Source organism: Rhodococcus sp. USK10, assembly GCF_019378875.1.
Taxonomy (GTDB): Bacteria; Actinomycetota; Actinomycetes; order Mycobacteriales; family Mycobacteriaceae; genus Rhodococcus_F; species Rhodococcus_F pseudokoreensis.
Genome location: NZ_CP076048.1, coordinates 5,800,152 through 5,823,644 on the forward strand (window position 1 = coordinate 5,800,152; position 23,493 = coordinate 5,823,644).

Sequence of the window (23,493 nt, forward strand, 5' to 3'; positions counted from 1 at the left end):
CCGAATCTTGGATGCATGACGACGAATTCCCTCTCCCGAGCACCGGGCGCCATGGGACGACTCGAGACTTCCGGAACCTCCGAGACCGCGCCCGTGCTCGACGTTGTCGTGCCGGTCTACAACGAGGAAGCCGGACTCGAACGTTGCGTGCGCCGGCTGCGGCGGCACCTCGACGAGAACGTTCCCTACACCGCCCGCATCACCATCGCCGACAACGCCAGCGTCGACGCCACCCTCGCCGTGGCGCACCGCCTGGCCGCCGAGATCGACGGCGTCCACGTCGTGCACCTCGACGAGAAGGGGCGAGGCCGCGCTCTGCGTGCGGTGTGGAGCACGTCCGACGCCGAGGTGGTGGCGTACATGGACGTCGACCTGTCGACGGACCTCAACGCCCTGATGCCGCTGATCGCCCCGCTGCTGTCGGGGCATTCGGACCTCGCCATCGGGTCCCGGCTCGCCCGCTCGTCGCGGGTGGTGCGAGGCCCGAAGCGCGAGTTCATCTCCCGCAGTTACAACCTCATCCTCCGCAGCGCGCTGCACGCGCGGTTCTCCGACGCGCAGTGCGGGTTCAAGGCGATGCGGGCGGACGTCGCGCAGCGCCTGCTGCCGCTGGTCGAGGACACCGGATGGTTCTTCGACACCGAGTTGCTGGTGCTCGCGGAACGCGCGGGCCTGCGCATCCACGAGGTCCCCGTCGACTGGGTGGACGATCCGGACAGTCGCGTCGACATCGTCGCGACCGCCGTCGCCGACCTGAAGGGTGTGTGGCGGGTGGGCCGGGCGCTGTCCACCGGATCGCTGCCGATCGGCAGCCTGCGGGACAGTTTCGGGCGCGAGCCGCTGGTGCCCGGGGTGCCCCGCGGCATGGTCGGGCAGTTGGCCCGGTTCGCGGTGATCGGGGTCGCGTCCACCGTCGCGTACGCGCTGCTCTACCTGGTTCTGCATCCGGTCCTGGGTGCGCAGTGGGCCAACGCCGTCTCGCTGCTCGTCACGGCCGTGCTGAACACGGCCGCGAATCGCGCGTTCACGTTCGGGGTCCGCGGATCCGACGGCGCCGCCCGGCATCAGATGCAGGGCCTGCTCGTGTTCGCGTTCGGACTGCTGCTCACCAGCGGTTCCCTGTTCGTCCTGCACTCGGCGGCCCCGGACGCGTCCAAGCACGTCGAACTCGCCGTCCTCGTCCTCGCCAATCTCGTTGCCACCATCAGCCGTTTCATAGCCCTTCGCTGGGTGTTCCGGAACGCTCGCCCCGAAGGAGTTCACGCATGACGACGACCCTCGAACAACCGAAGGTCGAAACCCCGGAACCTCCTCCCGCCCGGCGGAGGTGGGAGTCGTGGGCGCTCGCCGCACTGCTCGCCGGGACGGCGGTCGCGTACATCTGGGGGCTCGGCGCCTCCGGCTGGGCCAATTCGTTCTACGCCGCCGCGGTGCAGGCGGGTTCCGAGTCGTGGAAGGCGTTCTTCTTCGGGTCCTCCGACGCCGCCAACTCCATCACCGTCGACAAGCCTCCGATGTCGCTGTGGCTGATGTCGCTGTCGGTCCGGATCTTCGGGCTCAGCTCGTGGGCGATGCTGGTGCCGCAGGCCCTGCTCGGCGTCGGTTCCGTCGCCCTGCTCTACGCCACGGTGAAGCGGTGGTTCGGTGCCGCGGCCGGTCTGCTCGCCGGTCTCGTGCTCGCGCTGACGCCGATCGCGGCGCTGATGTTCCGGTTCAACAACCCCGACGCCCTGCTGGTGTTGCTGATGATCGCGTCCGTGTGGGCGATGCTGCGCGCCGTGGAGGACGGACGCACCCGGTGGATGGTGCTGACCGGTGTGTTCGTCGGCTTGGGGTTCCTGACCAAGCAGCTTCAGGTGATGCTCGTCGTCCCGCCGCTCGCCCTGACCTACCTCTTCGCGGGACCGCCGAAGTTCGGCAAACGCCTCGCCCAGTGCTTCGCCGCACTCGGCGCGATGATCGTCTCCGCGGGCTGGTGGTTGCTGACCGTCGAGTTGTGGCCGGCGTCGTCACGGCCCTGGATCGGCGGTTCGCAGAACAACTCGATCCTCGAACTCACCCTCGGCTACAACGGTCTCGGCCGGTTGAACGGCGAGGAGACGGGCAGCGTCACGCCCGGTGGCGGTCGCGGGGACGCCGCGACAGCGATGGGAGGAGCCGGCGAGGCCATTGCGGGCGGCGCCGTACCCGGCGGCGGCATGCCCGGCGGCGGTCCCGGTGGCGGCGGCGGAATGTGGGGCAGCACCGGCATCACGCGCATGTTCGAGTCGGCTCAGGGCGGTCAGATCGCCTGGCTGATCCCGGCCGCGCTGATCCTGCTGGTCGCCGGTCTCGCAGTGCGCGGCAAGGCGGCACGCACCGACACGCAACGTGCGTCGTTCGTCGTGTGGGGACTGTGGCTGCTCGTCACCGGACTGACGTTCAGCTTCATGGCCGGAATTTTCCACGCGTACTACACCGTCGCGCTTGCTCCGGCCGTGGCCGCGCTGGTGGCGATCGGTTCGGTGACGCTGTGGCGTCGACGCGACAGCCTGTGGGTGCGGGCGGTTCTCGCCGTGACACTCCTGGCCACCGCGGCCATGTCCTGGGTTCTGCTCGGGCGCAGCGCGTCGTTCGTGCCGTGGCTGAAGTGGACCGTGGTCGTCGCCGGTGTTCTCGCCGCCGTGGCCGTGCTGATCCCGGCGCTGACCAGGGGCAGGATCGCAGCCGTCGTCACGCTGGCCGCGATGTTCACCGGGCTCGCCGGACCGACGGCGTACGCCGTCGACACGATCGCGACGCCGCACACCGGTTCGATCGTCTCGGCCGGACCCACGGTCGAGGGCGGGCGAGGCGGCTTCGGCGGAATGGGTGGCCCCGGCGGCATGGACGGTGCCGGACGCATGGGCGGGCGCACCGACGGTGCCGCCGCGCCCACGATGCCGGGCGGTGCGGCTCCCGGTGCCACCGACGGCGCGGCGGCCGGCGACGGCATGGGCGGCATGGGAGCCATGGGCGGCGCTGCCGGGGGACTGCTCTCCGGCAGCAACCCCGGCGAGGAATTGGTGTCGCTGCTGGAGCAGGATGCCGGCAACTACACCTGGGTGGCCGCGGCCATCGGATCCAACAGTGCGTCGGGCTACCAGCTCGCCACCGAGGACCCGGTCATGCCGATCGGCGGATTCAACGGCAGTGATCCGTCACCCACGCTCGAGCAGTTCCAGCAGTACGTGGCCGACGGGAAGATCCACTACTTCATCGCCGGCGGCCGAGGCGGCGGAATGGGTGGCGACGGCACCGCGTCGGAGATCTCCACCTGGGTGCAGGCGAACTTCACCGCCGTCACCGTGGACGGCGTGACCCTGTACGACCTCACGTCCTGATCGACACCCCCTGTGAGTACTTGTTAACCGCCCGCGGTTAACAAGTACTCACGGGTGTTTCAGTGGGCGAACGAGATCTCGGGGGTGCGGCAGATGAGCAACCTCCGCACGAGCCCCGACGCGTCGAGTTGTGCCGACGTGTTGAACGACGCCTCGAATTCGCCGTTCCGGGTGGTGCGTCCCAGCGCCAGTTCGACGTCCCCCACCTGCGAGCCCGCGAGGATCTCGTGCACCAGCACGCTCTTCTCGCGTTGCTGCAGGTACCCGACGAGGCCTGCGCGATCGCCGACGAACTCGGCTGCTTTCCCGCCGCCGGTGGAGAATTGAATCGACATCCGGAAGTCGTCGGTGATCATGGTCAGGACGCGGTCGGGATCGTCCGAATCCATGATCGCGAACCACGCGACGAGCACGGGCGTCGGTGACGTCCTCAAGTCCAGGTCAGTCGCGCTTGTCATGTGCCAACTCCCTTCTGAGAATGCTGAATTCGGTGTCGAACGACACCTCGTACGCGTCGATGGTGCCGTCGGCGCCTAAGTGCATGGCGGCGAGGAAGTAGCCGGTCGTCTTCGTCTCGTTCTCGACGACGGAGCCGTAGGCGAACTGGACGTCGCGGTCGCTGCTCGTCCGCAGCAGCACGTGCCGTCGATCGACCGGGGGTCGTCCCCGGAGATAGCTGAGCATGTCGGCGCGGCTGTGGCCGCGTCGGACGGTACCGGGAAGGACTATGGCGAACTCGATCGATTCGTCGAGCAGGGCGACCGCGTCGTCGATCCGGCCGCTGTCGAGGATCGCGTAGTACTGCTCGATCACGAGTGCATCGGTCATGAAATGAACTTAGTTCAACATGGGTGGGTCTGTCGAGGGTCCTTGCCGTCTCGACTTCTGCGAAACTAAACTGAACTCACGTCAATTTACAGGAGAGTTCAATGCAGTCCTCCCATTCCAGCCCCTGGCCCGAGACCGAACCCCCGGCGATGACCCCCGTCGCCGAGCACGAAGACATCCGCGACGTCATCCGCCGCCTACTCGACCGCCATTCGACGATCGAAAGCAGCCGACGCGCCGCCCAGTCGGAGTCCGGCTATTCCCCCGAGTTGTGGTCACTGCTCGTCGAGGAGATGAACGTCGCTGCCCTGACGGTGCCGGAGGATCGCGGCGGCCTCGGATACGGCATGGTCGAACTCGGCATCGTCCTCGAAGAATGCGGGAGAGCGCTGGTCTGCGAACCGGTGCTCACATCCGCCACGCTGGGAGTCCACGCCCTGCTCGCGGCCGAAAGGTCGCACACGGTCGACGAACTGCTCGACCGGGTCGTCCGGGGTGAACTCGTCGCGACGGTGACGGCCCTGAGCGCGCAGACCGATTTCGTCGACGCCACGCGCGTCGGCGACCGGTGGTCGCTGTCCGGTCGCGCCACGAATGTCGTACAGGGCGGCGCCGCCGATCTCGTCGTGCTGATCGCGCACGCCGACGACGGACCTGGCCTCTACGCGGTCGATCTGCGGACCGCGCCGGTGCGGCGAACGGAACTTCCGGTGGTCGACCCCACTCGACGGCAGGCGAATCTGCTCTTCGACGACGCGGAGGCGGTGCGTCTCGCCGGGCCCGCTGACGCGCTGCGCGCGGTCGAATCGTTGCAGGGCCTCGGAGTGATCGGACTGGCCTGCGAGCACGTCGGGCTGATCGACCGATTGCTGGACAGTACACGGGAATACACCGTGCAGCGCCGCCAGTTCGGGCGGTCGATCGGCTCCTTTCAGGCCGTCAAGCATCGACTGGCGAACACGCTCGTCGAGCTCGAGAAGGCGCGATCGGCGGCGCGGTACGCGGCCGCGGTGTTCGCGGAAGACCCGGGCGCCGCGGCGCTTCCGGCCGCTGTCGCGGGTGCGGTCTGCACCGAGGCCGTGATCGCCACCGCGATGGAGGCCGTGCAACTCCACGGGGGCGTCGGCTTCACCTGGGAGCATGCGACGCACTCCTACGTTCGCCGCGCGCTCGGAGACGAACCGCTGCTGGGGGATTCGCGGGCGCACCGCGGCCGCGTCGCGGATCTCGTCGGACTCTGACATCAGGCCGGCTGCTGCCGGCCGAAACCAAAGCTCCTTCGTCCCCGCTATTGACGGAGCGCCTCGCACCCCGTAGAACTGAAGTGAATCCAGTTCAGTTTCATTCCTCGAAAGGACCCCGACATGGTGGACACCGACCACATCGTGCTCGAGAAGGACGGCGACATCGCCCGCGTGTGGCTCAACCGCCCGCACAAGAAGAACGCGGTCACCGTCGAGTTGCTGCACCGCCTCGACGAGATCATCGTCGAGGTCGACAGCGACCCCGAACTGAAGGTGCTGGTCCTGCGTGGACGTGACGGCACGTTCTGCTCGGGATTCGACCTCGACGAACTGCGGGAGAAGTACGTCGGCTCCACCACCGCGATGGATGTCGCGGTGCTGTCGGCCCGGGTGTGCGACCGCCTGTACTCGATGAACACCCCGTCTGTCGCCGTCCTCGAAGGCTTCGTCACCGCAGGCGGTTTCGAGCTGATGATCTCCTGCGACTTCGCGATCGCCGCCGAGGACGCCCGCATCGGCGACTTCCACATCCGTCGCGCACTGTTCGGTGGCGCGGGCCCGATCTACCGGCTGCCGCGCATGATCGGCGTTCGCAAGACGAAGGAACTCATGCTCACCGGCAAGCTCCTCACCGGCAAGGAGGCGGAGGCCTTCGACCTGATCAACGCGTCGGCGCCGGCCGACGACCTGGACAAGCTTCTCGCCGAGTTCATCGCACCGATCGTCGACAAGAGCCCGTTCATGATGAAGCTCACCAAGATGTGCATCGACCGCGGTCTCGACGCGGACATCCAGTCGCTCATGGTGATGGAGCACCTCGCCGTCGGCAACGCGCTGCAGTCGGAGGACGCACGCGAAGGCGTGAACGCGTTCCTCGAAAAGCGTGAGCCGAAGTGGGTCGGTCGCTGATCCGACCCCGACGACGAATCCCGAGGAGAGATTGACGATGGGCGAGACATCCACCGCGCCGGCGCTCGAAGCGAGCCGGTGCTCCCACTGCTCGACGGTGGCGTTCCCGGCCACCAGCCTGTGCTCGCATTGCTCACGACCGGCGATGTCGCCGGTTGCGCTGAGCACACGCGGAACGGTCTGGGCGTACACGGTTCAGCGGTTCGCCCCGAAATCGCCGCCGTATGTTTCGCCGCCGGAAGGGTTTTCACCGTTCGCGGTCGGCTACGTCGAACTCCCCGAGGGAATCAGGGTCGAAGGCGTGCTCGACTGCCACGACTTCGCCGAGTTGGACGACGGGGCGCCGGTGACCTTGGTCGACACGGCACCGGTGCCCCGGTTCGCCACCGACGCTTATCTGAAGGAGACCCGCTGATGTCCACCGTGTCGATCATCGGGGCCGGACTGTCGAAATTCGGGCGTCAACCGGACAAGACCGGCCGCGGGCTCGCCCTGGACGCGATCGCGTCCGCCCTGGCCGACGCCGGCATCGCGTGGACCGACGTTCAGGTCGCGTTCGGTGGCAGCGACGGCTCCGGGCTCGCCGATACCCTGGTGTCCGAACTCGGACTCACCGGAATCCCGTTCACCAACGTCAAGAACGGTTGCGCGACAGGGGGCAGCGCTCTGGTGTCGGCCGTCAACGCCATTCGTGCGGGCGCCGCCGACATCGCGATCGCGGTCGGCTTCGACAAGCACCCGCGCGGCGCGTTCGACCCGGCGCCACAGGACTGGGGTCTGCCCGTCGGGTACGGCGAGGCGGGTCTCATGGTCACCACCCAGTTCTTCGGCATCAAGATCGCGCGGTACATGCGCGAACACGGAATCAGTGCTCCCACACTGGCCGCCGTCGCGGAGAAGGCGTACCGCAACGGCTCCCTGAACCCGAATGCCTGGCGGCGTGAACCGATGTCCGCCGAGACGATCGCCGCCGCGGACATGGTCAACGACCCCCTGACCCGGTACATGTTCTGCTCGCCCGGCGAGGGCGGTGCGGCCGTCGTCGTGGCGAGCGAGGCCGCTGTCCGGCGACTCGGCGGAAAACCGGTACGACTGCGGGGCATTGCGGCGGGCACCCGCCGGTTCGGCTCGTTCGAGGTGTTCGGCCCGTCGATACAGGGCGCGGGAACCCCGTCGAGTGTGAGCACGTCCACCGCGGCCGCCGCATTCGAGCAGGCCGGACTCGGACCTTCCGACGTGGACGTCGCGCAACTCCAGGACACGGAGAGCGGCGCCGAGATCATGCACATGGCCGAATGCGGATTCTGCGAACACGGCGAGCAGGACAAGCTGATCGCCGCGGGGGAGACGGAAATCGGCGGGCGGATCCCGGTCAACACCGACGGCGGTTGCATCGCGAACGGGGAACCGATCGGCGCGTCCGGCCTCCGGCAGATACACGAGATCGTCACGCAATTGCGCGGTGAGGCCGGTGCCCGGCAGGTGCCCGGAAACCCGCGCATCGGATTCACCCACGTCTACGGTGCGCCCGGGATCAGCGCCTGCACCGTCCTGTCAGTCTGAGGAAGAGCCATGAATCAAGCAACGATGCCCGGCCTGGACCAGTTCGTGGACGACGCCCGCGCGTGGCTGCGAACGGTCGCCGAACCGCGCACCCAGATCAAATGGGGGGTGGGACCCGACTCGGTCGCCGTCTTCGAGAACTGGACCGCTGCGCAGGAACGCGAAGAGACGGACCACATCCGGGCGTACGAGCAGACGAAGTTCGACGCCGGCTGGGGTTCGATGAACTGGCCGGTCGAATTCGGCGGACGCGGCCTGCCGATGTCCTACGTGCTCGCCTTCCGGCGGGAGGAGAACGCATTCGACGTTCCGCGCCGAACCGAAATGTTCTCGGTCACTCAGCAACTGGTCGCGCCGGCCATCGCCCAATGGGGAACGCCCGAGCAGTGTGAGCGGTACGTGCGGGCGATGCTCCGCACCGACATCATCGCCTGTCAGCTGTTCTCGGAAACCGAAGCCGGATCCGACCTGGCGGCGGTCCGGACGATAGCGGTCGAGCGGGACGGCCGGTGGACGATCACCGGGCACAAGGTCTGGACGTCCGGGGCCCGGGTCGCCGACGTCGGGGTCGCGGTGTGCCGCACCGACCCCGACGCGCCCAAACACAAGGGCCTCACCGTCTTCCTGGTCCCGATGGACGCTCCGGGTGTCACCGTCCGGCCGATCCGCCAGATGACCGGGGGTAGTTCCTTCAACGAGGTGTATCTCGACGGCGTCGAACTGTCGGACGACTACCGGCTGGGGCCGGTGGGGCAGGGCTGGCCGGTCGCATTGACCGTGCTGGCGGCCGAGCGCCTCGACGCCGGGAATCTCGGCCTGGCCAACGCGGACCAGGCCGTCGAACTCGCCCGCCACCTGGGCCGTGAACTGTCCGAGATCGAGCGCGACAAGGTCGCGGATCTGGTGACGCGCAGCTATGTCCAGCGGGTCACCGGAATGCGGGTGGCCGCCGCGGTGGTCGCCGACAAGGATCCCGGTCCGGAGGCGTCGGTGGGTAAATTGCTCGCCACCGACACCATGGCGCGCACCTCGGAGGTCGTCCGGATGCTGCTGGGGCGCGACCTGATCGCCGACTCGGGCGAGTGGGGCACATTCGCGTGGACCGAGCACGTACTCGGCGCACCCGGATACCGCATCGCGGGCGGCACAGACGAGATCCAGCGCAACATTCTCGCCGAGCGCGTGCTCGGCCTGCCGAGGGAGCCCCGCCCGTGAGTGCAATGATCACCCTCGACGACCGTGTGGCGTGTCGCCTGCGCGAGCAGAACCCGGGCCTGGACGTCGGCCCGCTCGAGCCGTTGCCCGGCGGGCACTCCGGACTGACCTACAAGGTCCGGACCGGTGGGGGCGACCTCGTCGTCAAGGCTGTGCCCGAGGGGCAGCGTCCCATCGGGCGGCACGACATGGTGCGCCAGGCGAGGATCATGGAAACGCTCGGCGCCACAGCGGTTCCCGTGCCCCGCATCGTCACCGTCGACGAGGACGGTCCGGCGTGGTTCGCGATGGAGTGCGTCGCCGGGGAATCCCTCGAGCCGGTGCTCGATACACCGGCGGTCGAACCGGCCGTCGCTGCCGCGCGGATGCGCCGGGCCGCCGAGGTGCTCCCGCTGCTGCACGCGGTGCCCCTCGACACGATCCCGGCCGCCGGTGATCCGTTGTCGCCGGCCGCCGAGCTGGCGCGGTGGCAACGCACCCTCGGTGCCGTTCCCCCCGAACTCGTGAGCGGGGGCGAGGAGTTGCTACGTCTGCTCGCCGCCGATGTCCCGGACGGGATGGCGCCCACGTTGGTGCACGGCGACTACCGGCTCGGCAACATCATCGCGCGGGGCACGGAGCCGGCGGCATTGATCGACTGGGAGATCTGGAGCCTGGGCGATCCGCGGGTCGAGCTCGGCTGGTTCCTCGTCTTCGCCGACGGTGTGAACTTCCCCGGTGTGGGGCGCGCGGTGCCGAACCTGCCGAGCGAGGACGAGCTGATCGACCTCTACACCGGGGACGCCCCGGCACTGCCGGACATGAACTGGTTCAACGCACTCGGCCGTCTGAAGATGGCGGCGATCATGGGCCACAACCTTCGCAGGCACCGAGAGGGCCGCCACCACGACCCCGATCAGGAACGGCTGCCCGACACCATCTCGCAGCTCATTCGCAGCGGCACCGCACTACTTGCCTGACCACTCTTTCGCGCACCGCTCGAGGCGCTGACAGGAACAGAAAGGACGACACGTGGACTTCGGATACTCCGCACGCACCGAGCGACTGCTCGAGCAACTGCGGACCTTCATGGAAGAGCACGTCTATCCGGCCGAGGCCGTGTACGACGAGCAGATCAGGTCGAACGACAACCCGCACGAACAGCCGAAGGTCATGCTGGACCTGCAGGCGAAGGCCCGGGAACTCGGACTGTGGAACCTCTTCATGACGCACGGCGAATGGGGCGCCGGGCTCACCAACCACGAATACGCGCCTCTTGCCGAGATGGTCGGACGGTCAGTGATCGGCAACGAGGCGATCAACTGCTCGGCACCCGACACCGGCAACATGGAAATCCTCGCGATGTACGGCACCCCGCAGCAGCAGTCCCGCTGGCTCGCGCCGCTCCTGGACTGCACGATCAGGTCGGCGTTCGCGATGACGGAACCGGAGGTGGCGAGTTCGGACGCCACCAACATCACCTCGACCATCCGCCGCGACGGCGACGAATACGTCCTGAACGGCCGGAAGTGGTACACCTCGGGCATTCTCGATCCCGACTGCAAGCTCGTCATCTTCATGGGCAAGTCCGATTCCGACGCCCCGACGTACCGGCAGCAGAGCATGATCCTGGTGCCGGCGGATGCTCCCGGCATCGAGGTGCTCCGCGATCTGCCGATGTTCGGCTACCGGGACCGGCTCGGCCACGGCGAGGTCCAGTTCACGGACGTGCGGGTGCCCGCCGACCACATGCTCGGCGCCGAGGGCGACGGGTTCGCGATCGCGCAGGGCCGACTCGGGCCGGGGCGCATGCACTACGCGATGCGGGCGATCGGCATGGCTGAACGCGCCCTCGAGCTGATGTGCCGACGGGTCCTGCAGCGCACCGCGTTCGGCGGACCTCTCGCCGATCGCGGTGTGGTGCGTGAGTGGATTGCGCGGAGCCGGATGGAGATCGACCAGATCCGGCTGCTGGTTCTGCAGTCGTCGTGGCTGATGGACACCCGCGGCAATGCCGCGGCCCGCTCGGAGGTCGCCGCGATCAAGGTGGCCGCGATGGAGGTTGCGCATCGCGTGGTCGACCACGCCGTCCAGGCGCACGGCGCCGCAGGGGTGAGTGACGACACGATCCTGGCCCGGCTGTACGCGATCACCCGGGCACTGCAGATCGCCGACGGCCCGAACGAAGTCCATCTGCGCACGATCGCGCGCCTCGAACTGAAGAAGTACGCATGAACACGACACAGGAGTTGACGGGCAAGGTCGCACTGGTCACGGGGGCGACCCGCGGGCTCGGATACGCCATCGCTGGCGGCCTCGCCGCCGCGGGCGCCACCGTGATCGTGTCGAGCCGCAAGGAGGAGGCGTGTGTCTCCGCGGCCCGTGCGATCGTCCGGGACACCGGCGGCATCGCGGAACCGCTCGCCCTGCACGTCGGGAAGTGGGACGCGATCGAAACCGCGGTCGACCACATCGTCACCCGATTCGGGAAGCTCGACGTCGTCGTGAACAACGCCGGCATCGCACCCCTGTCACCGACACTGGAGTCGGTGTCCGAGTCGCTGTTCGACAAGACGATCGAGGTCAACCTCAAGGGACCGTTCCGGCTGATGGCGGTGGCCGGCGCCAGGATGAGCGCGGCCGGAGGCGGTTCGATCATCAACATCTCGAGCATCGGCGCGGTGCGGCCCAGCCCGCCCGAGGCGATGTATGCGGCGTCGAAGAACGGCCTCAACGCGCTGACGATGGCGTTCGCGCAGGAATACGCGCCCCGGGTGCGGGTGAACTGCATCATGCCGGGCGGATTCGCGACCGACATGGCTGCCGACTGGGACGACGAGTTCGTCGGCAAGATCGTCGACCGGCTGCCCGCCGGACGGCTGGGGCATCCGGATGAAATCGCCGGCCTCGTCGTGCATCTGGCCGGGGACCGTGCCGGCTACACAACAGGGGCCGTGATCCCGGTAGACGGCGGACGCACCGCGGTCTACTGACGCGCGTGCCACGAACAGGAGTAGGAGTCAACCACATGCAGGTACCCGAGCTGTTCCAGCTGAGTGGTCGCGTCGCCGTCGTCACGGGTGCGTCGTCCGGACTGGGGATGGGATTCGCGCGGACGCTGGCCGCGGCAGGCGCCACCGTCTACGCGGCCGCCCGCCGCATCGATCGGCTCGAGGCACTGGCAGCGGAGGTCGACACCGTGGTCCCGGTCGAATGCGACATCACCGTCGACGCCGACCGCCGCCGCCTCGTCGACCGCGCCCGCGAGGAAACCGGCCACGTCGACATCCTGGTCAACAACGCTGGCAAGCCCGGACCTCCGAACGCCGAGGACGAGACCGCCGACGGATTCGCGTCGATTCTCGACGTCAACCTCGCGGCGGGTTTCCATCTGGCCACGTATGGCATGTCGACCGTTGCGGAGGGCGCGGGGATCTCGATCATCAACATCTCCTCGGTGATCGGTCTGGTGTCCACCGCTCCCATCGGCGGTGCGAGCTACGCGGCGTCGAAGGCGGGCATCCTCGGGTTGACCCGCGAGTTGGCGGGTCAGTGGGGCAGGCGGGGCGCCCGTGTCAACGCCGTCGTGCCCGGATGGTTCGATACGGAAATGACGGACGGACTGTTCGGCAACCAGCGCTCGGCCGACTGGGTGCGCCGCAACACGATGCTCGGCCGCGGTGGCCGGGCAGGCGAGGTGGACGGCGCCGTGCTGTTCCTCGCGTCGGATGCTTCTTCGTATGTCACCGGACAGACGCTCGTCGTCGACGGCGGCTGGGCAGCCAGGTAGGCGACAGGACCATGACCATCGAGACGATGCGAGCAGTGCGCCTGACCACCTGGGGCGAACCCGTGCAGGTCCGGCGCGTCGAAATCCCCGCACCGCGGGGCGCCGAACTGCTGATCGAGGTCCGGGCAGCCGGGCTCTGCCGATCCGACCTGCACGTCATGGACGCACCCGCAGGTGCGTTCGACTACCCGCTCCCGCTCACCCTCGGGCACGAGGTGGCGGGAACCGTCGCCGGCGCGGGCCCCGACGCCGACCGGTCGTGGATCGGCGAGTCCGTGGTGGTCCACGGCGTCTGGTCCTGCGGGGAGTGCCGCAACTGCGGGCGGGGCCGGGAGAACTACTGTCACGAACTGCGTCCGCGGGCGGACGGCAGGCTACGGGCGATCGGCAACGGTCTCGGGCACGACGGCGGTCTCGCCGAGGCCATGATCGTTCCCTCGGAACGGTTCGTGGTGCGCACCCGGGGGCTCGCTCCCGAGAGTGCCGCCCCGCTCGCCGATGCCGCCCTGACCGCCTACCACGCGATCCGCACGAACGGGGACCTCGTCGACGGCCACTCCGTCGCCGTCGTGGTCGGTGTCGGGGGACTGGGCCACCTCGCCGTCCAGATTCTTCGCGCTCTCGGCGCCGGGACGATCATCGCGGTCGATCCGCGCGAGGACTCGCGCGACCTCGCACTCCGGTTGGGGGCCGACCGGGCGGTGTGCGAGGTGGCCGATGCCGGTACGGGGCGCGGCACCGCCGACGTGGTCTTCGACTTCGTGGGATCACCGGCCACGATGGAATCGGCCGCGCCGTTGCTCGGCCCCGGTGGCCGCCTGGTCACCGTGGGCAGTGGGGGCGGCCGGCTCACGGTCGGCAAGGACCTCGGACTGCCCAGCGGCTGGCAGGTCAGCGCCCCGTTCTGGGGAACCCGCGCCGACCTCGAGGCGGTGGTCGACCTCGCCCGACGGGGGCTGCTGAGCGTCGAGTCGACCGCGTACCGATTGGACGACGCCGTCGACGTGTACGACCGGCTGCGCCGCGGAGAGATCCGCGGGCGCGCCGTCCTCGTGCCGTGACCGGCGAGGCCTATGAGATACCGCGCACGATGACCGAGAATGACAGTGTTCGCTGAACAGGAGGATTGCGGGATGTGGGAGTTGGCTCGCGAATTCGTTGCTCGCGCAAAGAGTTCGCCCGATGAGATCGCGGTCGTCGACGCCTCGGGTGAGTACACTGCCGCGCGCATCGCCGCGGCGGCGACCGAGCTCGCCGCACTGCTGGATACCGCTCGCGGGGGTTCGCCCACCGTGCTCGTCCAGGCGGACAACAGCTGGCGGACGCTGACCGCGGCACTCGCGGTCGGTTTGCGGGGCGGTGTCGTCGCGGTCTTCAGCAGGCACGCCACCCCGTCGGAGTTCGCCGTCGCCCTGCACGACATCGCACCCGACGTGGTGATCGCCGACCCCGGGTCCCTTGCGCACTGGGGCGCCTCGGACGACCACTTCTCCGAAGAGGCGACCGCGCTGGACGGCTGGTCGATGCGCTGGTCCAGGACGCCCGTCAGCGACGTCGCCCGGTGGAACGGCGGGATCGCGATCGCGATGACATCCGGGTCGACCGGACACCCCAAGTGCGTGGTGCAGTCGGAATCCGCGATCCGTTACGCCTGCCGCTGCACGATCGACGCGGTCGGCCTCGAACCCCGAGACCCGGTCGCCGCGTTCGTTCCGCTGTCGTCGGTGGCCGCATTCTGCTTCGGGCTGTACCTCCCTACGATGCTGGCCGCGCCCATGGTCTGCATGGACGGCTGGAAGCCTGCAGCCGCCCTCGAGGTGGTCAGGAAACACCAGGTCGCCTGGACGATGCTCGTTCCGACCATGGCGCTTCAGCTGGCCGTCGCACCCGACGCGGCAGGCGCGCTGACCTCGCTGCGGGCGATGACCGTCGGCGGCGGCCCGATGGACGCCGGTGCGCTCGGTCGCGCCGAACAGATTCTCGGGACGACGTTCCTGCGCGTGTTCGGGATGTCCGAGTGCCTCGGGCACACCACCCCGCTGCCGTCGGACGAGCCGGCCGTACGCCTGGGACGGGACGGCAGGCCGTTCCCCGGCACGGTTGTCCGAGCCGTCGACGAGCACGGCGCGCCGCTGCCCCCGGGGCGGGTGGGCGACGCGCAGGTCAACGGGCCCTCCCTCTTCGTCGGCTATGCCCGAGCCGGGGTTCCCGCGCCGCCCGAACTCACCGCGGACGGGTTCCTGCCCACCGGCGACCTCGTCGAGATCGCGGACGACGGAACCATCCGGGTCATGGGGCGGCAGAAGCAGATCATCATCCGCGGGGGCCGCAACATCGACATCAACGAGGTCGAAGCCGCCATCGCTCGCATCCCGACCGTGTCCCAGGTGTGCGTCGTACCGGTGCCGGACGAAATGCTGGGTGAACGCGCCGCAGCCCTGGTCGTGAGCACCGGTGCGCCGATTACCCTCGGTGAGGTGGTTGCACACCTCGGTGACATCGAGTTCCCCAAGTTCAAGTGGCCGGAGTTCGTGTTCACGATCGACGATCTGCCGCAGAACCGGGTCGGGAAACTCTCGCGGCCGGATGCGGTGGATCTCGCAACACGCCTGCTCGCCGGTACCGAGACCACCTGACCTCCACCCGACCCGACCTCAGTTCAGGTAGTCTTACCGGTACCGACCCGACGAATGGATGGGGATCCCGTGTCCGTAGAAGCCATGACGCTCCGCGATGGTCCGCGTTCCAAGCGCGGGCTCATCCTCACGGCCGCAATCGAACGCTTCGGGGAAGTGGGCTTCGAGCACACGAAGTGGGCGTCGATCGCCGACGAGGTCGGTATCGGCCAGACCGCGCTCTACCACTACTTCGAATCCAAGGCGCACTGCCTGCTGACGATCATGCGTCTCGAACTGGCGCAGTCGCTCGAGCGATTCACCACCGCGATCGAGGGCATCGACGACCCGGTCGAGGCGTTGAGTGCCGCCATCACCAGCGCCCTGGAAGCGACCCCCCGTGACGCCCTGCAGCGCCGGATCCTCCAGAGCCACATGGATCTGCTGGCCACACCCCGTCAGTCCGAGAAGGAAGAAGCCGAGCGCCAGACGTCACGGGCGCTGGTGAATTCGATCGAAGAGGCGTGGTCTCTCCTCATCGCGAAGGGGATGGGCGCCGGGGCCTTCGCCGACGCCGATGCGCGTTTGATGGCCCGACTCGTCCTCGGACTCGTCGTCAGCGTGTGGCGCTGGTACCGGCCCGACGGCGACATGACTCTCGACCAGCTCAACCGGCACGTTCGCGACGCCACCCTGCGTATCGTCCGCGCGTAATCCACGGCGGTCGTGGAGTGGTTTTCGCACACTCTCGATAATTGAACCTAATTCATGTCAGTAATGGAGTGATTATGTACAACCTGATCGTCCTGGCCGCCCGTCCGCACGACTGGAGCCACGAGCAGTTCATCCAGTGGTGGCGCGGTGAGCACGCCGACGTGACCTATCCGCTTCCCGGCCTGCGACGCTGGCAGCACACCGAAGTGCTGGACGCGATGGACGACAGGTCCCGGGAATGGGACGGCGTGTCGATCCTGAGCTTCGACTCCCGCGAGGACCTCGATGCCGCGCTCGCCAGCCCGGAATGGCAAGCCGCAGTAGACAACGTCGGCAAGATGCGCGGAAAGCGCATCCTCGTCATGGGCGAGGAGAAGACGATGGTCGAAGTGGACAGCGCGACATCATGAGCGCGGGGTGGATGGAACCGGGCTGCTACGAAGTGGCGCCCGGTGTGCATCGAGTACCCCTCCAGATGCCCGGCGACGGTCTCGGGGCCGTGAACGTCTACGCCCTCGAGACCCCGGACGGCCTGGCCCTCGTCGACGGTGGGTGGCGAGTCGACACGACGTTCGAGGAGATGGAGCGGGCACTGCTCCGGATCGGCCACAGCACCGAGCAGATTCACGACATCTACGTCACCCACGTGCACCGCGACCACTACACGTTCGCCGTCGAACTCCGCCGCCGTCACGGTGCACGCGTCCACCTCGGAGTCGCGGAGGCGGACGGTCTGGCGGCGGTCGGTGCCCTCGGCAGCAACGTTCCGACGGATTCGCTGCACGAACTCCGGCGCGCGGGAGCCCCCGTCCTGGCGGACACCGTCGAGGCGCTGACCGCCGCGGAACCGTTCCACCCCTCGGACTGGGAAGAACCCGACCACTGGCTCGCCGCGGGTCCGCTCCGCATCGGCCGGCGCACGCTCGACGTCGTGCACACCCCGGGCCACACCAAGGGCCACATGGTGTTTCACGACGTGCGTCAAGGGCTGCTGTTCAGTGGTGACCACGTCCTGCCCACGATCACGCCGTCGATCGGCTTCGAGTTGGGCGAGTGGGACCTGCCGCTGGGGCGCTACCTCGACTCGCTGTCCCGAATGCTCGACCGCCCCGATTCGCAGCTCCTGCCGGCGCACGGAGATCCGACACCGAGCGTGCACCGTCGAGTAGAAGAGCTTCTCGCGCACCACGACCAGCGATTCGATGCCATGCGCAACGCGCTGATCTCGCTCGGGCAGGGGACCGCGACCGCGGTGGCACACGTGGTCACGTGGACTCGTCGCGAAAGGCCGTTCACCACGCTCGACCCGTTCAATCAGATGATCGCCACCTGTGAGACCCTCGCGCACCTCGACACCCTGGTCGACCGCGGCAGGCTCACCGTCCGACAACTAGACGGCCACGACGTCTTCGCCGTCGTCTGAGAGCGCGTCTGAAAACTCTGGTTCGTGTCACGCAGTGCGGGCGAGTCGGCGTGACATGGTCGCGATCATGGCGATGTAGACGACGGCTTCGTGGTGGTCGAGTCTGGTCTCGTAGTCGCGGACGCAGCGGCGATGTTTGCAGATCCAGGCGAAGGTCCGCTCGACCACCCACCGCCGGGGCAGAACCTTGAATCCTTTGACATCGTCGGTGCGTTTGACAACCTGAACCGTGAGGGACAGAACATGTTTCGCCCAATCGATTAGCCTGCCCGCATAGCCGCCGTCGGCCCAGACCAAAGAAATCGCCGAGCACTGGGCGCGCATCGCAGCCAGCAGCCGGACCGCGCCGTCCCGGTCCTGGATCCCGGCCATCGTCACCACGACCGCCAACAACAGCCCGCTCGAATCCACAGCGATGTGCCGTTTACGGCCGTTCGTCTTCTTCCCCGCATCGTATCCACGACTCGACCCGGGCACGGTGTCGGAACCCTGCACCGATTGGGAGTCGACGATCGCCGCGGACGGCAGCGGGTGGCGGCCGCCCTGGACCCGCACCCGATCGCGTAGCGCGTCGTGAATCCGCTGCCACACTCCTGCCCGGACCCAGCGGACGAAGATCGCGTACACCGTGGTCGCGGGCGGGAACTCCGTCGGCAACTGCCGCCAGGCGATCCCACCTCGAACGACATAGAAGATCGCATCAAGTACCAGACGGCGGCAGTGCTTTTCGGGACGACCACCACTGCCCGTGGTGTTGCCGGGTGGAGGCAGCAGTGGTTCAAGAATCGCCCATTGAGCGTCGGTCACCGAGGATGACGAGTAGACCGCGCACCGATGCCCGATCCCCGGATCCGGGGTAGGGCATGACGGACACAGTGCGATGAGCGATGATGGCAAGTGAACTCCTGGTCGGGTCGTGGCGTAAGCACCTACTGACCTACCAGGAGTTCACCCATTCCTCACCAGTCACACGCCGATCACCCCGAGTTTTCAGATGCGCTCTGAGTCGAAGTCTTCTCCGTGGTCCGAGTCGAAAGGATTCCTATGCAGAGTCGTGAGCTCACACTGGCGCGCCATCCCCGGGGGAGGGTTGTAGCGTCGGACTTTCACATCGACGTGGTGACGGTTCCCGAAGAACTCGGGCCCGGTGACATTCTCGTGCGCAACTCGTGGTCGTCGATCGACCCGTCCGTCAGGATGCGACTCGGACCCACCGGCCCCGCCGGCTACCTCCCGCCGTTCCGTATCGGGGAGACCCTGACCGGGTTGGCCATCGGGGAGGTGGTCCGGTCCCGTGCCCCCGGCTTCGCGCCGGGCGACACAGTGCTGCACATCAACGGTTTTCGTGAGTTCGCCGTGATCCGGCAGGACGGTGACACCCTCGCCGGTGCCGGTGGTGTGACGCGACTCGACACCGGCGAGCACCCGCCGCAGGCATATCTCGGAGCGCTGGGTAGCGCCGGGCTCACCGCGTACGTGGGACTGCACTGCATCGGTGAACTCGCAGGCGGAGACGTCGTGTGGATCTCGTCGGCGGCCGGAGCGGTCGGCAGCCTCGCCGCACAGATCGCCAAGCTCCGAGGCCACTACGTGGTCGGCAGCACGGGATCCACCGAAAAGGTCCGGTTCCTGCTGGAAGAACTGAATCTCGATGCCGCGTTCGACTACCACACGCCGGATCTGACGCGGGCCCTCGGCAGTGCCGCACCCGACGGCATCGATCTGTATTTCGACAACGTGGGCGGAACGCATCTCGGGGCTGCCCTGCATCGCCTTCGGCCGGGAGGCCGAGTGGCCATGGCCGGCGCCGTCGCGTCCTACGACGCCGAGACGGCGGCAGCAGGTCCGGACAACCTCTTTCAGATCGTGTCGAAGAGCCTCACGGTGAAGGGTTTCCGGGCCGGTTCCTACGACCACCTGCTCGGCGACATGCGAGCCGAGGTCGGGGCCTATCTCCGCGACGGGCGGCTGGTGGCCGAGGAGACCGTGTTCGACGGTCTCGAGTCGGCGCCGGACGCGATCGTCGCGATGTTGCGCGGCCGCACCGTGGGAAAGACACTGTGCCGTCTGCGGTGACGACCCAGCCACACAGCAAACCTGGCCACACAGCAAACATGGCCTCCGCATCGCGCGGAGGCCATGTTCGTGTGCCGGGGTTCAGGCAGCCGTCCACCCGCCGTCGGCGTAGATCTCCGATCCCGTGATGAAGGTGGAGTCGTCGCCGGCGAGAAAGGCGACCGCGGCCGCGATCTCCTCACCGCGCCCGAGCCGGCCCATCGGCGTGCCGGCCAGCATCTCGCGGTGACGCTCGGTACCCTCCCACCGTTCGAGCAGCGGTGGCGTCGCGATGAATCCCGGGTGCAGCGAATTGACCCGCACGCCCGCTTTCGCCCAGTGCAGGGCAGCGTTCTTCGTCATCGTGCGGACGGCGCCCTTGGCGGCCGCATAGGCGGCACTGTTGCCCAGGCCACCCACGGTTCCCAGGATCGAGCACATGTTCACGATGGAACCGCCGCCGCTGCGCTCGATCAGGGGGCCGGCATGCTTCATGCCCAGCCACGTGCCGGTCTGGCCGATCCCGATCACACGATCCCAGTGCGCTCGGGTTTCGTCCTCGGCTGTCGCGACACTGCCGATGGCGGCGTTGTTGACCAGGGCGTGCACAGCGCCGAACTGCCCCTCGACGGCCGCGACGACCGCCTCCCACTGCTCCTCGGAGGAGACGTCCAGGGCGTGCGCGGCATGTCGCTCGGGCCGGGCGAGAGTGCGGAGCAGGTCGTGGCAGGCCGATTCGTCGAGATCGGTGACGACGACGTGGGCGCCTTCGTCGGCAAGCCTGCGGACGATCTCGACGCCGATTCCACCGGTCGCACCCGTCAGCAGGACGACCTTGTCGCGAAGCCGGTCAGGTCCCACACTCATCTGTACTCCTCGTCATTCGTTCGGATCGGGCAGGACATACCGATATCACAGGTTGCTCAACACGTTCCGGCCACCGACGAGCATCGCGAACACGACGCCGATGCTGGTCACGGCCGTCATGAGCAGCGCCATCGCCGCCACAAGCGGGTACGAACCGTTCTCCCACAAGTCGAACAGCAGCGTGCCCATCACCTGTGTCGTGGCGGCGCGGACGAGCAGCGAGGCGGCGAACTCGTGGGTCAGCAGGATGAACATCAACGCGACGGCACTGAGCACGGTCGGTCTCATCAGTGGCAGGATCACCCGGAGATTGGTGACGAACGGGCTCGCACCACTGGTCGCCGACGCCTCGGCGTAGGTCTCCCCGAGCGACAGCATCGCCGTCATCTGCATCCGGGTGGAGAACGGCACCATGAGCACGACGTACACGAGGATGATCACCGCTTTGGTGCCGTAGAGGATCAGCGGAGGCTGCGTGTAGGTCAGCAGGAACCCGACACCGAAGATCACCGCCGGAATGCCCAGGGGGAGAGCCGTGATCACGTCACCGATGGTCCCCAGGACCCGGTGCTTGCGGCCTCGCACGAGCAGAGTGGCGGTGAGATAGCCGATCGGCACGCAGATCGCCACTGCGACGACGGAGGTGAGGAGACTGGTGAACACCGAGTCGACGATGCTCGCCGTCTGGAAGAGTGCCCGGAAGTTGTCGAGCGTGAACAGATTCCAGGACAGCGATTCCGACCAGTACGGAGACACCGCCACGATGGCGAGCCCGATCAGCGGCACGACGAGTGCGAGAATCGCGTAGGCGAAGATCGTGGCGGCGGCCCAGACCGAGCGACCGGTGTTCGGTGCGAACGCTTTTCCGCCGTGGGTGACGAAGCGCTTCTGATTGCCGAGAAGCATCTTCTGCGCGAGCACGACGACGATTCCGAAGATGACGAGCGGTGACCCCGCGGCCGCCGCGGCCGCGAAATCCGCAGGCGACTCCGACACACGGCGGTACATTTCGGTGGTGAGCACCTTCACGCCCGCGTTCTGCCCCAGGAGGAGCGGCCCGGTGAACTGGCCCAGTCCGAGAAGCAGCGCGATTCCGCCGCCGTACACCAGGGACGGGCGAAGCAGGGGAAGCACGACGCGAAAGAACACCCCGAGCGTCGACGAACCGCTGATCTGTGCGGCCTCGAGGTGCTCCGAACTGATGTTCTGCATTCCCGCGCTCACGAACAGGTACACGAACGACGTGAGTCCGAAACCGGTGAGAATGATGATCCACGGGGTGCTGTAGACGTCGATCGGTCCGGAATCCACGGTGTTCCACCAGGGAAGTTTGCGCAGGAGTGCGTTCAGGTACCCCGGCCCCGGAGAGAGGAGGAATGCCCACCCGACAACGTTGGCGACCGCGGGCATCACGATGGGCAGGATGGGGACGATCCGGAGAAAGCTCAGCCGGCGCGGCAGCCTGGTGGCCGCGAACGCGAGCACCGTTCCCAGCACCATCGCGATGGCGAGCGACGTGACGGGCGAGGGCGATGGTCGTCCGGATGGTCTGACCGATGTCGTACCGCCCGTACTGGGCCTGATATCCGCGGGCGCCGTCTTGGAACGCCAGCGACTGCAGCCGGAACAGCGGGAGCACGACGAGGTACGCGAGAAACGCCAGCAGCGCGCCGTACCCGAGCCGGGTCCGCCACACCGCGCTGACGACGAGCGGCCGCGCGCCGCGGCTCACGGCGACGGTAGCCATCATGCCTCCGATCGGGCTGCGGCCCGAGCGAGCTCGGGAGCGTGCAGATCGACGTGCCCGTCGGGGTGCGGGAACACGCGTAGTGCGCTGGGGGAGAAGCTGACCACCAGAGGAGATCCCGTGGCGGCGCCGCGCAACCAGGACCCGTGCCGTGCCGCATCCGCGCGCAGGTACAACCGCTCACCGCCGGCGTCGACCGTCACGTCGAAATAGCGGCCGCCGTACTCGGAGGTGACGAGTTCACCGGTCAGGCCGACATCGCCCGGGGCGACCTCGTCGAGCGAACGATGCAGGGCGAGGTCGTCGGGGCGCATTCTTCCCAGGGCCGCGTCGCCGCCGATGTGTCCGCCCTGGATGCCGGCCGCATCGAGATCTACCGGGGTGCCCGCACGTGTCGTCCAGCCCTCGTGCCGCCGGACGAGTTCGAGTCGGTTGGCCATGCCGATGAACGCGGCGACATAGTCGGAGGACGGCGTCTCGTAGACCCGCTCCGGGGTGTCGTACTGCTCGATCTTGCCCGCCCTCATGATGGCGAGCCGGTCTCCGAGCGCGAACGCCTCGGCCTGATCGTGGGTGACGAATACGGCTGTGAAGCCGAGACGTTGGTGGAGCTGATGGATCTGGGACCGCACCTGATCGCGCAGTCGTGCATCGAGATTGCTCAGGGGTTCGTCGAACAGCACCAGGTCGGGTTGTGCGACCAATCCGCGCGCCACCGCCACCCGCTGTTGCTGCCCACCGCTGAGCTGGGAGGGATACCGGTCGAGCAGGGCCCCGCAGTCCACCATTCCCGCGGCGGTTTCGACCTGGCCGGACGCCATGGCGCTCTTCATCCGGCGGACCTTCAACGGGTACCGGATGTTCTCCCGCACCGTCATGTTCGGCCACAGCGCGTAGGACTGGAAGACCATGCCGATGTTGCGCTTGTACGCCGGAACATTGATCCGGGCCGATGCGTCGAAGACGGTGTGGTCCTTGAACGTGATCGACCCGCCCTCGGGTGTCTCGAGGCCGGCGATGCAGCGGAGCGTGGTCGTCTTCCCGCAACCGCTCGGGCCGAGCAGGACGAGGAATTCACCGTCCTCGATGTCGAGGTCGAGTTGGTCGACGATGGTATTGGACCCGAAGGTCTTGGTCAGGTTGGAAACCCTGAATTGCGATGTCACCTGGCACCTGCTTGGT

General features: G+C 67.8%; 22 protein-coding genes and 1 pseudogene. 17 read left to right on the forward strand and 6 right to left on the reverse strand.

The features are described 5' to 3' along the window. Positions 1-15: 15 nt before the first annotated feature. Together I1A62_RS33890 and I1A62_RS33895 are read left to right on the forward strand one after the other, a co-directional pair. A complete protein-coding gene (locus I1A62_RS33890) occupies positions 16-1,269 on the forward strand; it encodes a bifunctional glycosyltransferase family 2/GtrA family protein (protein ID WP_219456668.1) in 1,254 nt (417 codons plus the stop codon). Further along, on the forward strand, positions 1,266-3,362 hold the full coding sequence (locus I1A62_RS33895; RefSeq protein WP_219456670.1) for a glycosyltransferase family 39 protein: 2,097 nt from the start codon (positions 1,266-1,268) through the stop codon (positions 3,360-3,362). The genes I1A62_RS33890 and I1A62_RS33895 overlap by 4 nt, the downstream gene beginning before the upstream one ends. Before the next feature lie 59 nt (positions 3,363-3,421). Here I1A62_RS33895 and I1A62_RS33900 read toward each other — a convergent pair whose 3' ends face one another. Continuing rightward, on the reverse strand, positions 3,422-3,820 hold the full coding sequence (locus tag I1A62_RS33900) for a hypothetical protein (RefSeq protein ID WP_219456671.1): 399 nt from the start codon (positions 3,818-3,820) through the stop codon (positions 3,422-3,424). Next, a complete protein-coding gene (locus I1A62_RS33905) occupies positions 3,804-4,190 on the reverse strand; it encodes a hypothetical protein (protein WP_124395674.1) in 387 nt (128 codons plus the stop codon). The genes I1A62_RS33900 and I1A62_RS33905 overlap by 17 nt, the downstream gene beginning before the upstream one ends. 101 nt (positions 4,191-4,291) lie before the next feature. On the opposite strand from I1A62_RS33905, the gene I1A62_RS33910 reads away from it, so the two are divergent. The 14 genes from I1A62_RS33910 (at position 4,292) to I1A62_RS33975 (ending at position 17,642) form a co-directional block, all read left to right on the forward strand. Then, positions 4,292-5,431, forward strand: coding sequence for an acyl-CoA dehydrogenase family protein (locus I1A62_RS33910; protein WP_192582103.1), 1,140 nt, complete (start codon positions 4,292-4,294; stop codon positions 5,429-5,431). Between the two features lie 123 nt (positions 5,432-5,554). After that, positions 5,555-6,343 (forward strand): enoyl-CoA hydratase/isomerase family protein, encoded by a 789-nt coding sequence (locus tag I1A62_RS33915; protein WP_087557770.1) that lies wholly within the window; start codon positions 5,555-5,557, stop codon positions 6,341-6,343. 37 nt (positions 6,344-6,380) lie between these two features. Then, positions 6,381-6,758, forward strand: a complete 378-nt coding sequence (locus I1A62_RS33920) for a Zn-ribbon domain-containing OB-fold protein (protein ID WP_219456673.1) — start codon at positions 6,381-6,383, stop codon at positions 6,756-6,758. Further along, positions 6,758-7,906: a thiolase family protein gene (locus I1A62_RS33925; protein WP_124395672.1), complete on the forward strand. Its 1,149-nt coding sequence runs from the start codon at positions 6,758-6,760 to the stop codon at positions 7,904-7,906. The genes I1A62_RS33920 and I1A62_RS33925 overlap by 1 nt, the downstream gene beginning before the upstream one ends. Positions 7,907-7,915: 9 nt before the next feature. Continuing rightward, complete coding sequence (locus I1A62_RS33930; protein WP_257890609.1) at positions 7,916-9,121, forward strand: acyl-CoA dehydrogenase family protein; 1,206 nt, start codon at positions 7,916-7,918, stop codon at positions 9,119-9,121. Between the two features lie 5 nt (positions 9,122-9,126). Next, on the forward strand, positions 9,127-10,080 hold the full coding sequence (locus I1A62_RS33935; protein ID WP_219461577.1) for a phosphotransferase family protein: 954 nt from the start codon (positions 9,127-9,129) through the stop codon (positions 10,078-10,080). 52 nt (positions 10,081-10,132) lie between these two features. Beyond that, positions 10,133-11,335 (forward strand): acyl-CoA dehydrogenase family protein, encoded by a 1,203-nt coding sequence (locus tag I1A62_RS33940; protein WP_219456675.1) that lies wholly within the window; start codon positions 10,133-10,135, stop codon positions 11,333-11,335. After that, positions 11,332-12,093, forward strand: a complete 762-nt coding sequence (locus I1A62_RS33945) for an SDR family NAD(P)-dependent oxidoreductase (RefSeq protein WP_072942883.1) — start codon at positions 11,332-11,334, stop codon at positions 12,091-12,093. Before I1A62_RS33940 ends, I1A62_RS33945 begins: the two co-directional genes overlap by 4 nt. A 35-nt stretch (positions 12,094-12,128) precedes the next feature. Further along, positions 12,129-12,890 (forward strand): SDR family NAD(P)-dependent oxidoreductase, encoded by a 762-nt coding sequence (locus I1A62_RS33950; RefSeq protein ID WP_124395671.1) that lies wholly within the window; start codon positions 12,129-12,131, stop codon positions 12,888-12,890. Between the two features lie 11 nt (positions 12,891-12,901). Further along, a complete protein-coding gene (locus I1A62_RS33955) occupies positions 12,902-13,951 on the forward strand; it encodes an NAD(P)-dependent alcohol dehydrogenase (RefSeq protein ID WP_124395670.1) in 1,050 nt (349 codons plus the stop codon). 72 nt (positions 13,952-14,023) lie between these two features. Continuing rightward, the gene (locus I1A62_RS33960) at positions 14,024-15,526 is read left to right on the forward strand and encodes a class I adenylate-forming enzyme family protein (RefSeq protein ID WP_124395708.1); all 1,503 of its coding nucleotides are present in this window, start codon (positions 14,024-14,026) and stop codon (positions 15,524-15,526) included. An 84-nt stretch (positions 15,527-15,610) separates the two neighbouring features. Further along, positions 15,611-16,219, forward strand: a complete 609-nt coding sequence (locus I1A62_RS33965; RefSeq protein ID WP_083395629.1) for a TetR/AcrR family transcriptional regulator — start codon at positions 15,611-15,613, stop codon at positions 16,217-16,219. A 74-nt stretch (positions 16,220-16,293) separates the two neighbouring features. Then, on the forward strand, positions 16,294-16,629 hold the full coding sequence (locus I1A62_RS33970) for an EthD family reductase (protein WP_124395669.1): 336 nt from the start codon (positions 16,294-16,296) through the stop codon (positions 16,627-16,629). Between the two features lie 11 nt (positions 16,630-16,640). Further along, positions 16,641-17,642, forward strand: coding sequence for an MBL fold metallo-hydrolase (locus tag I1A62_RS33975; RefSeq protein ID WP_219461578.1), 1,002 nt, complete (start codon positions 16,641-16,643; stop codon positions 17,640-17,642). 27 nt (positions 17,643-17,669) lie between these two features. Here I1A62_RS33975 and I1A62_RS33980 read toward each other — a convergent pair whose 3' ends face one another. Further along, the gene (locus I1A62_RS33980) at positions 17,670-18,485 is read right to left on the reverse strand and encodes an IS5 family transposase (RefSeq protein WP_219461289.1); all 816 of its coding nucleotides are present in this window, start codon (positions 18,483-18,485) and stop codon (positions 17,670-17,672) included. A 201-nt stretch (positions 18,486-18,686) separates the two neighbouring features. Between I1A62_RS33980 and I1A62_RS33985 the strand changes: the two genes are divergently transcribed. Then, complete coding sequence (locus I1A62_RS33985; RefSeq protein WP_219456677.1) at positions 18,687-19,718, forward strand: NADP-dependent oxidoreductase; 1,032 nt, start codon at positions 18,687-18,689, stop codon at positions 19,716-19,718. A gap of 81 nt (positions 19,719-19,799) precedes the next feature. On the opposite strand, the gene I1A62_RS33990 is transcribed toward I1A62_RS33985, so the two are convergent. The 3 genes and pseudogenes from I1A62_RS33990 to I1A62_RS34000 form a co-directional block, all read right to left on the reverse strand. Continuing rightward, on the reverse strand, positions 19,800-20,564 hold the full coding sequence (locus tag I1A62_RS33990) for an SDR family NAD(P)-dependent oxidoreductase (RefSeq protein ID WP_124395667.1): 765 nt from the start codon (positions 20,562-20,564) through the stop codon (positions 19,800-19,802). A gap of 45 nt (positions 20,565-20,609) precedes the next feature. Beyond that, positions 20,610-22,311: pseudogene (locus tag I1A62_RS33995) on the reverse strand (ABC transporter permease). Continuing rightward, on the reverse strand, positions 22,311-23,477 hold the full coding sequence (locus I1A62_RS34000; RefSeq protein ID WP_124395666.1) for an ABC transporter ATP-binding protein: 1,167 nt from the start codon (positions 23,475-23,477) through the stop codon (positions 22,311-22,313). The pseudogene I1A62_RS33995 and the gene I1A62_RS34000 overlap by 1 nt, the downstream one beginning before the upstream one ends. Positions 23,478-23,493: the final 16 nt, after the last annotated feature.

Excerpts from the sequence above, each read along its gene's own strand:
- I1A62_RS33890 (WP_219456668.1), top strand. The coding sequence starts at position 16 with ATGACGACGAATTCCCTCTCCCGAGCACCGGGCGCCATGGGACGACTC.
- I1A62_RS33895 (WP_219456670.1), top strand. The coding sequence starts at position 1,266 with ATGACGACGACCCTCGAACAACCGAAGGTCGAAACCCCGGAACCTCCT.
- I1A62_RS33900 (WP_219456671.1), bottom strand. The coding sequence starts at position 3,820 with ATGACAAGCGCGACTGACCTGGACTTGAGGACGTCACCGACGCCCGTG.
- I1A62_RS33905 (WP_124395674.1), bottom strand. The coding sequence starts at position 4,190 with ATGACCGATGCACTCGTGATCGAGCAGTACTACGCGATCCTCGACAGC.
- I1A62_RS33910 (WP_192582103.1), top strand. The coding sequence starts at position 4,292 with ATGCAGTCCTCCCATTCCAGCCCCTGGCCCGAGACCGAACCCCCGGCG.
- I1A62_RS33915 (WP_087557770.1), top strand. The coding sequence starts at position 5,555 with ATGGTGGACACCGACCACATCGTGCTCGAGAAGGACGGCGACATCGCC.
- I1A62_RS33920 (WP_219456673.1), top strand. The coding sequence starts at position 6,381 with ATGGGCGAGACATCCACCGCGCCGGCGCTCGAAGCGAGCCGGTGCTCC.
- I1A62_RS33925 (WP_124395672.1), top strand. The coding sequence starts at position 6,758 with ATGTCCACCGTGTCGATCATCGGGGCCGGACTGTCGAAATTCGGGCGT.
- I1A62_RS33930 (WP_257890609.1), top strand. The coding sequence starts at position 7,916 with ATGAATCAAGCAACGATGCCCGGCCTGGACCAGTTCGTGGACGACGCC.
- I1A62_RS33935 (WP_219461577.1), top strand. The coding sequence starts at position 9,127 with ATGATCACCCTCGACGACCGTGTGGCGTGTCGCCTGCGCGAGCAGAAC.
- I1A62_RS33945 (WP_072942883.1), top strand. The coding sequence starts at position 11,332 with ATGAACACGACACAGGAGTTGACGGGCAAGGTCGCACTGGTCACGGGG.
- I1A62_RS33950 (WP_124395671.1), top strand. The coding sequence starts at position 12,129 with ATGCAGGTACCCGAGCTGTTCCAGCTGAGTGGTCGCGTCGCCGTCGTC.
- I1A62_RS33955 (WP_124395670.1), top strand. The coding sequence starts at position 12,902 with ATGACCATCGAGACGATGCGAGCAGTGCGCCTGACCACCTGGGGCGAA.
- I1A62_RS33960 (WP_124395708.1), top strand. The coding sequence starts at position 14,024 with ATGTGGGAGTTGGCTCGCGAATTCGTTGCTCGCGCAAAGAGTTCGCCC.
- I1A62_RS33965 (WP_083395629.1), top strand. The coding sequence starts at position 15,611 with ATGACGCTCCGCGATGGTCCGCGTTCCAAGCGCGGGCTCATCCTCACG.
- I1A62_RS33970 (WP_124395669.1), top strand. The coding sequence starts at position 16,294 with ATGTACAACCTGATCGTCCTGGCCGCCCGTCCGCACGACTGGAGCCAC.
- I1A62_RS33975 (WP_219461578.1), top strand. The coding sequence starts at position 16,641 with ATGGAACCGGGCTGCTACGAAGTGGCGCCCGGTGTGCATCGAGTACCC.
- I1A62_RS33985 (WP_219456677.1), top strand. The coding sequence starts at position 18,687 with ATGCAGAGTCGTGAGCTCACACTGGCGCGCCATCCCCGGGGGAGGGTT.
- I1A62_RS33990 (WP_124395667.1), bottom strand. The coding sequence starts at position 20,564 with ATGAGTGTGGGACCTGACCGGCTTCGCGACAAGGTCGTCCTGCTGACG.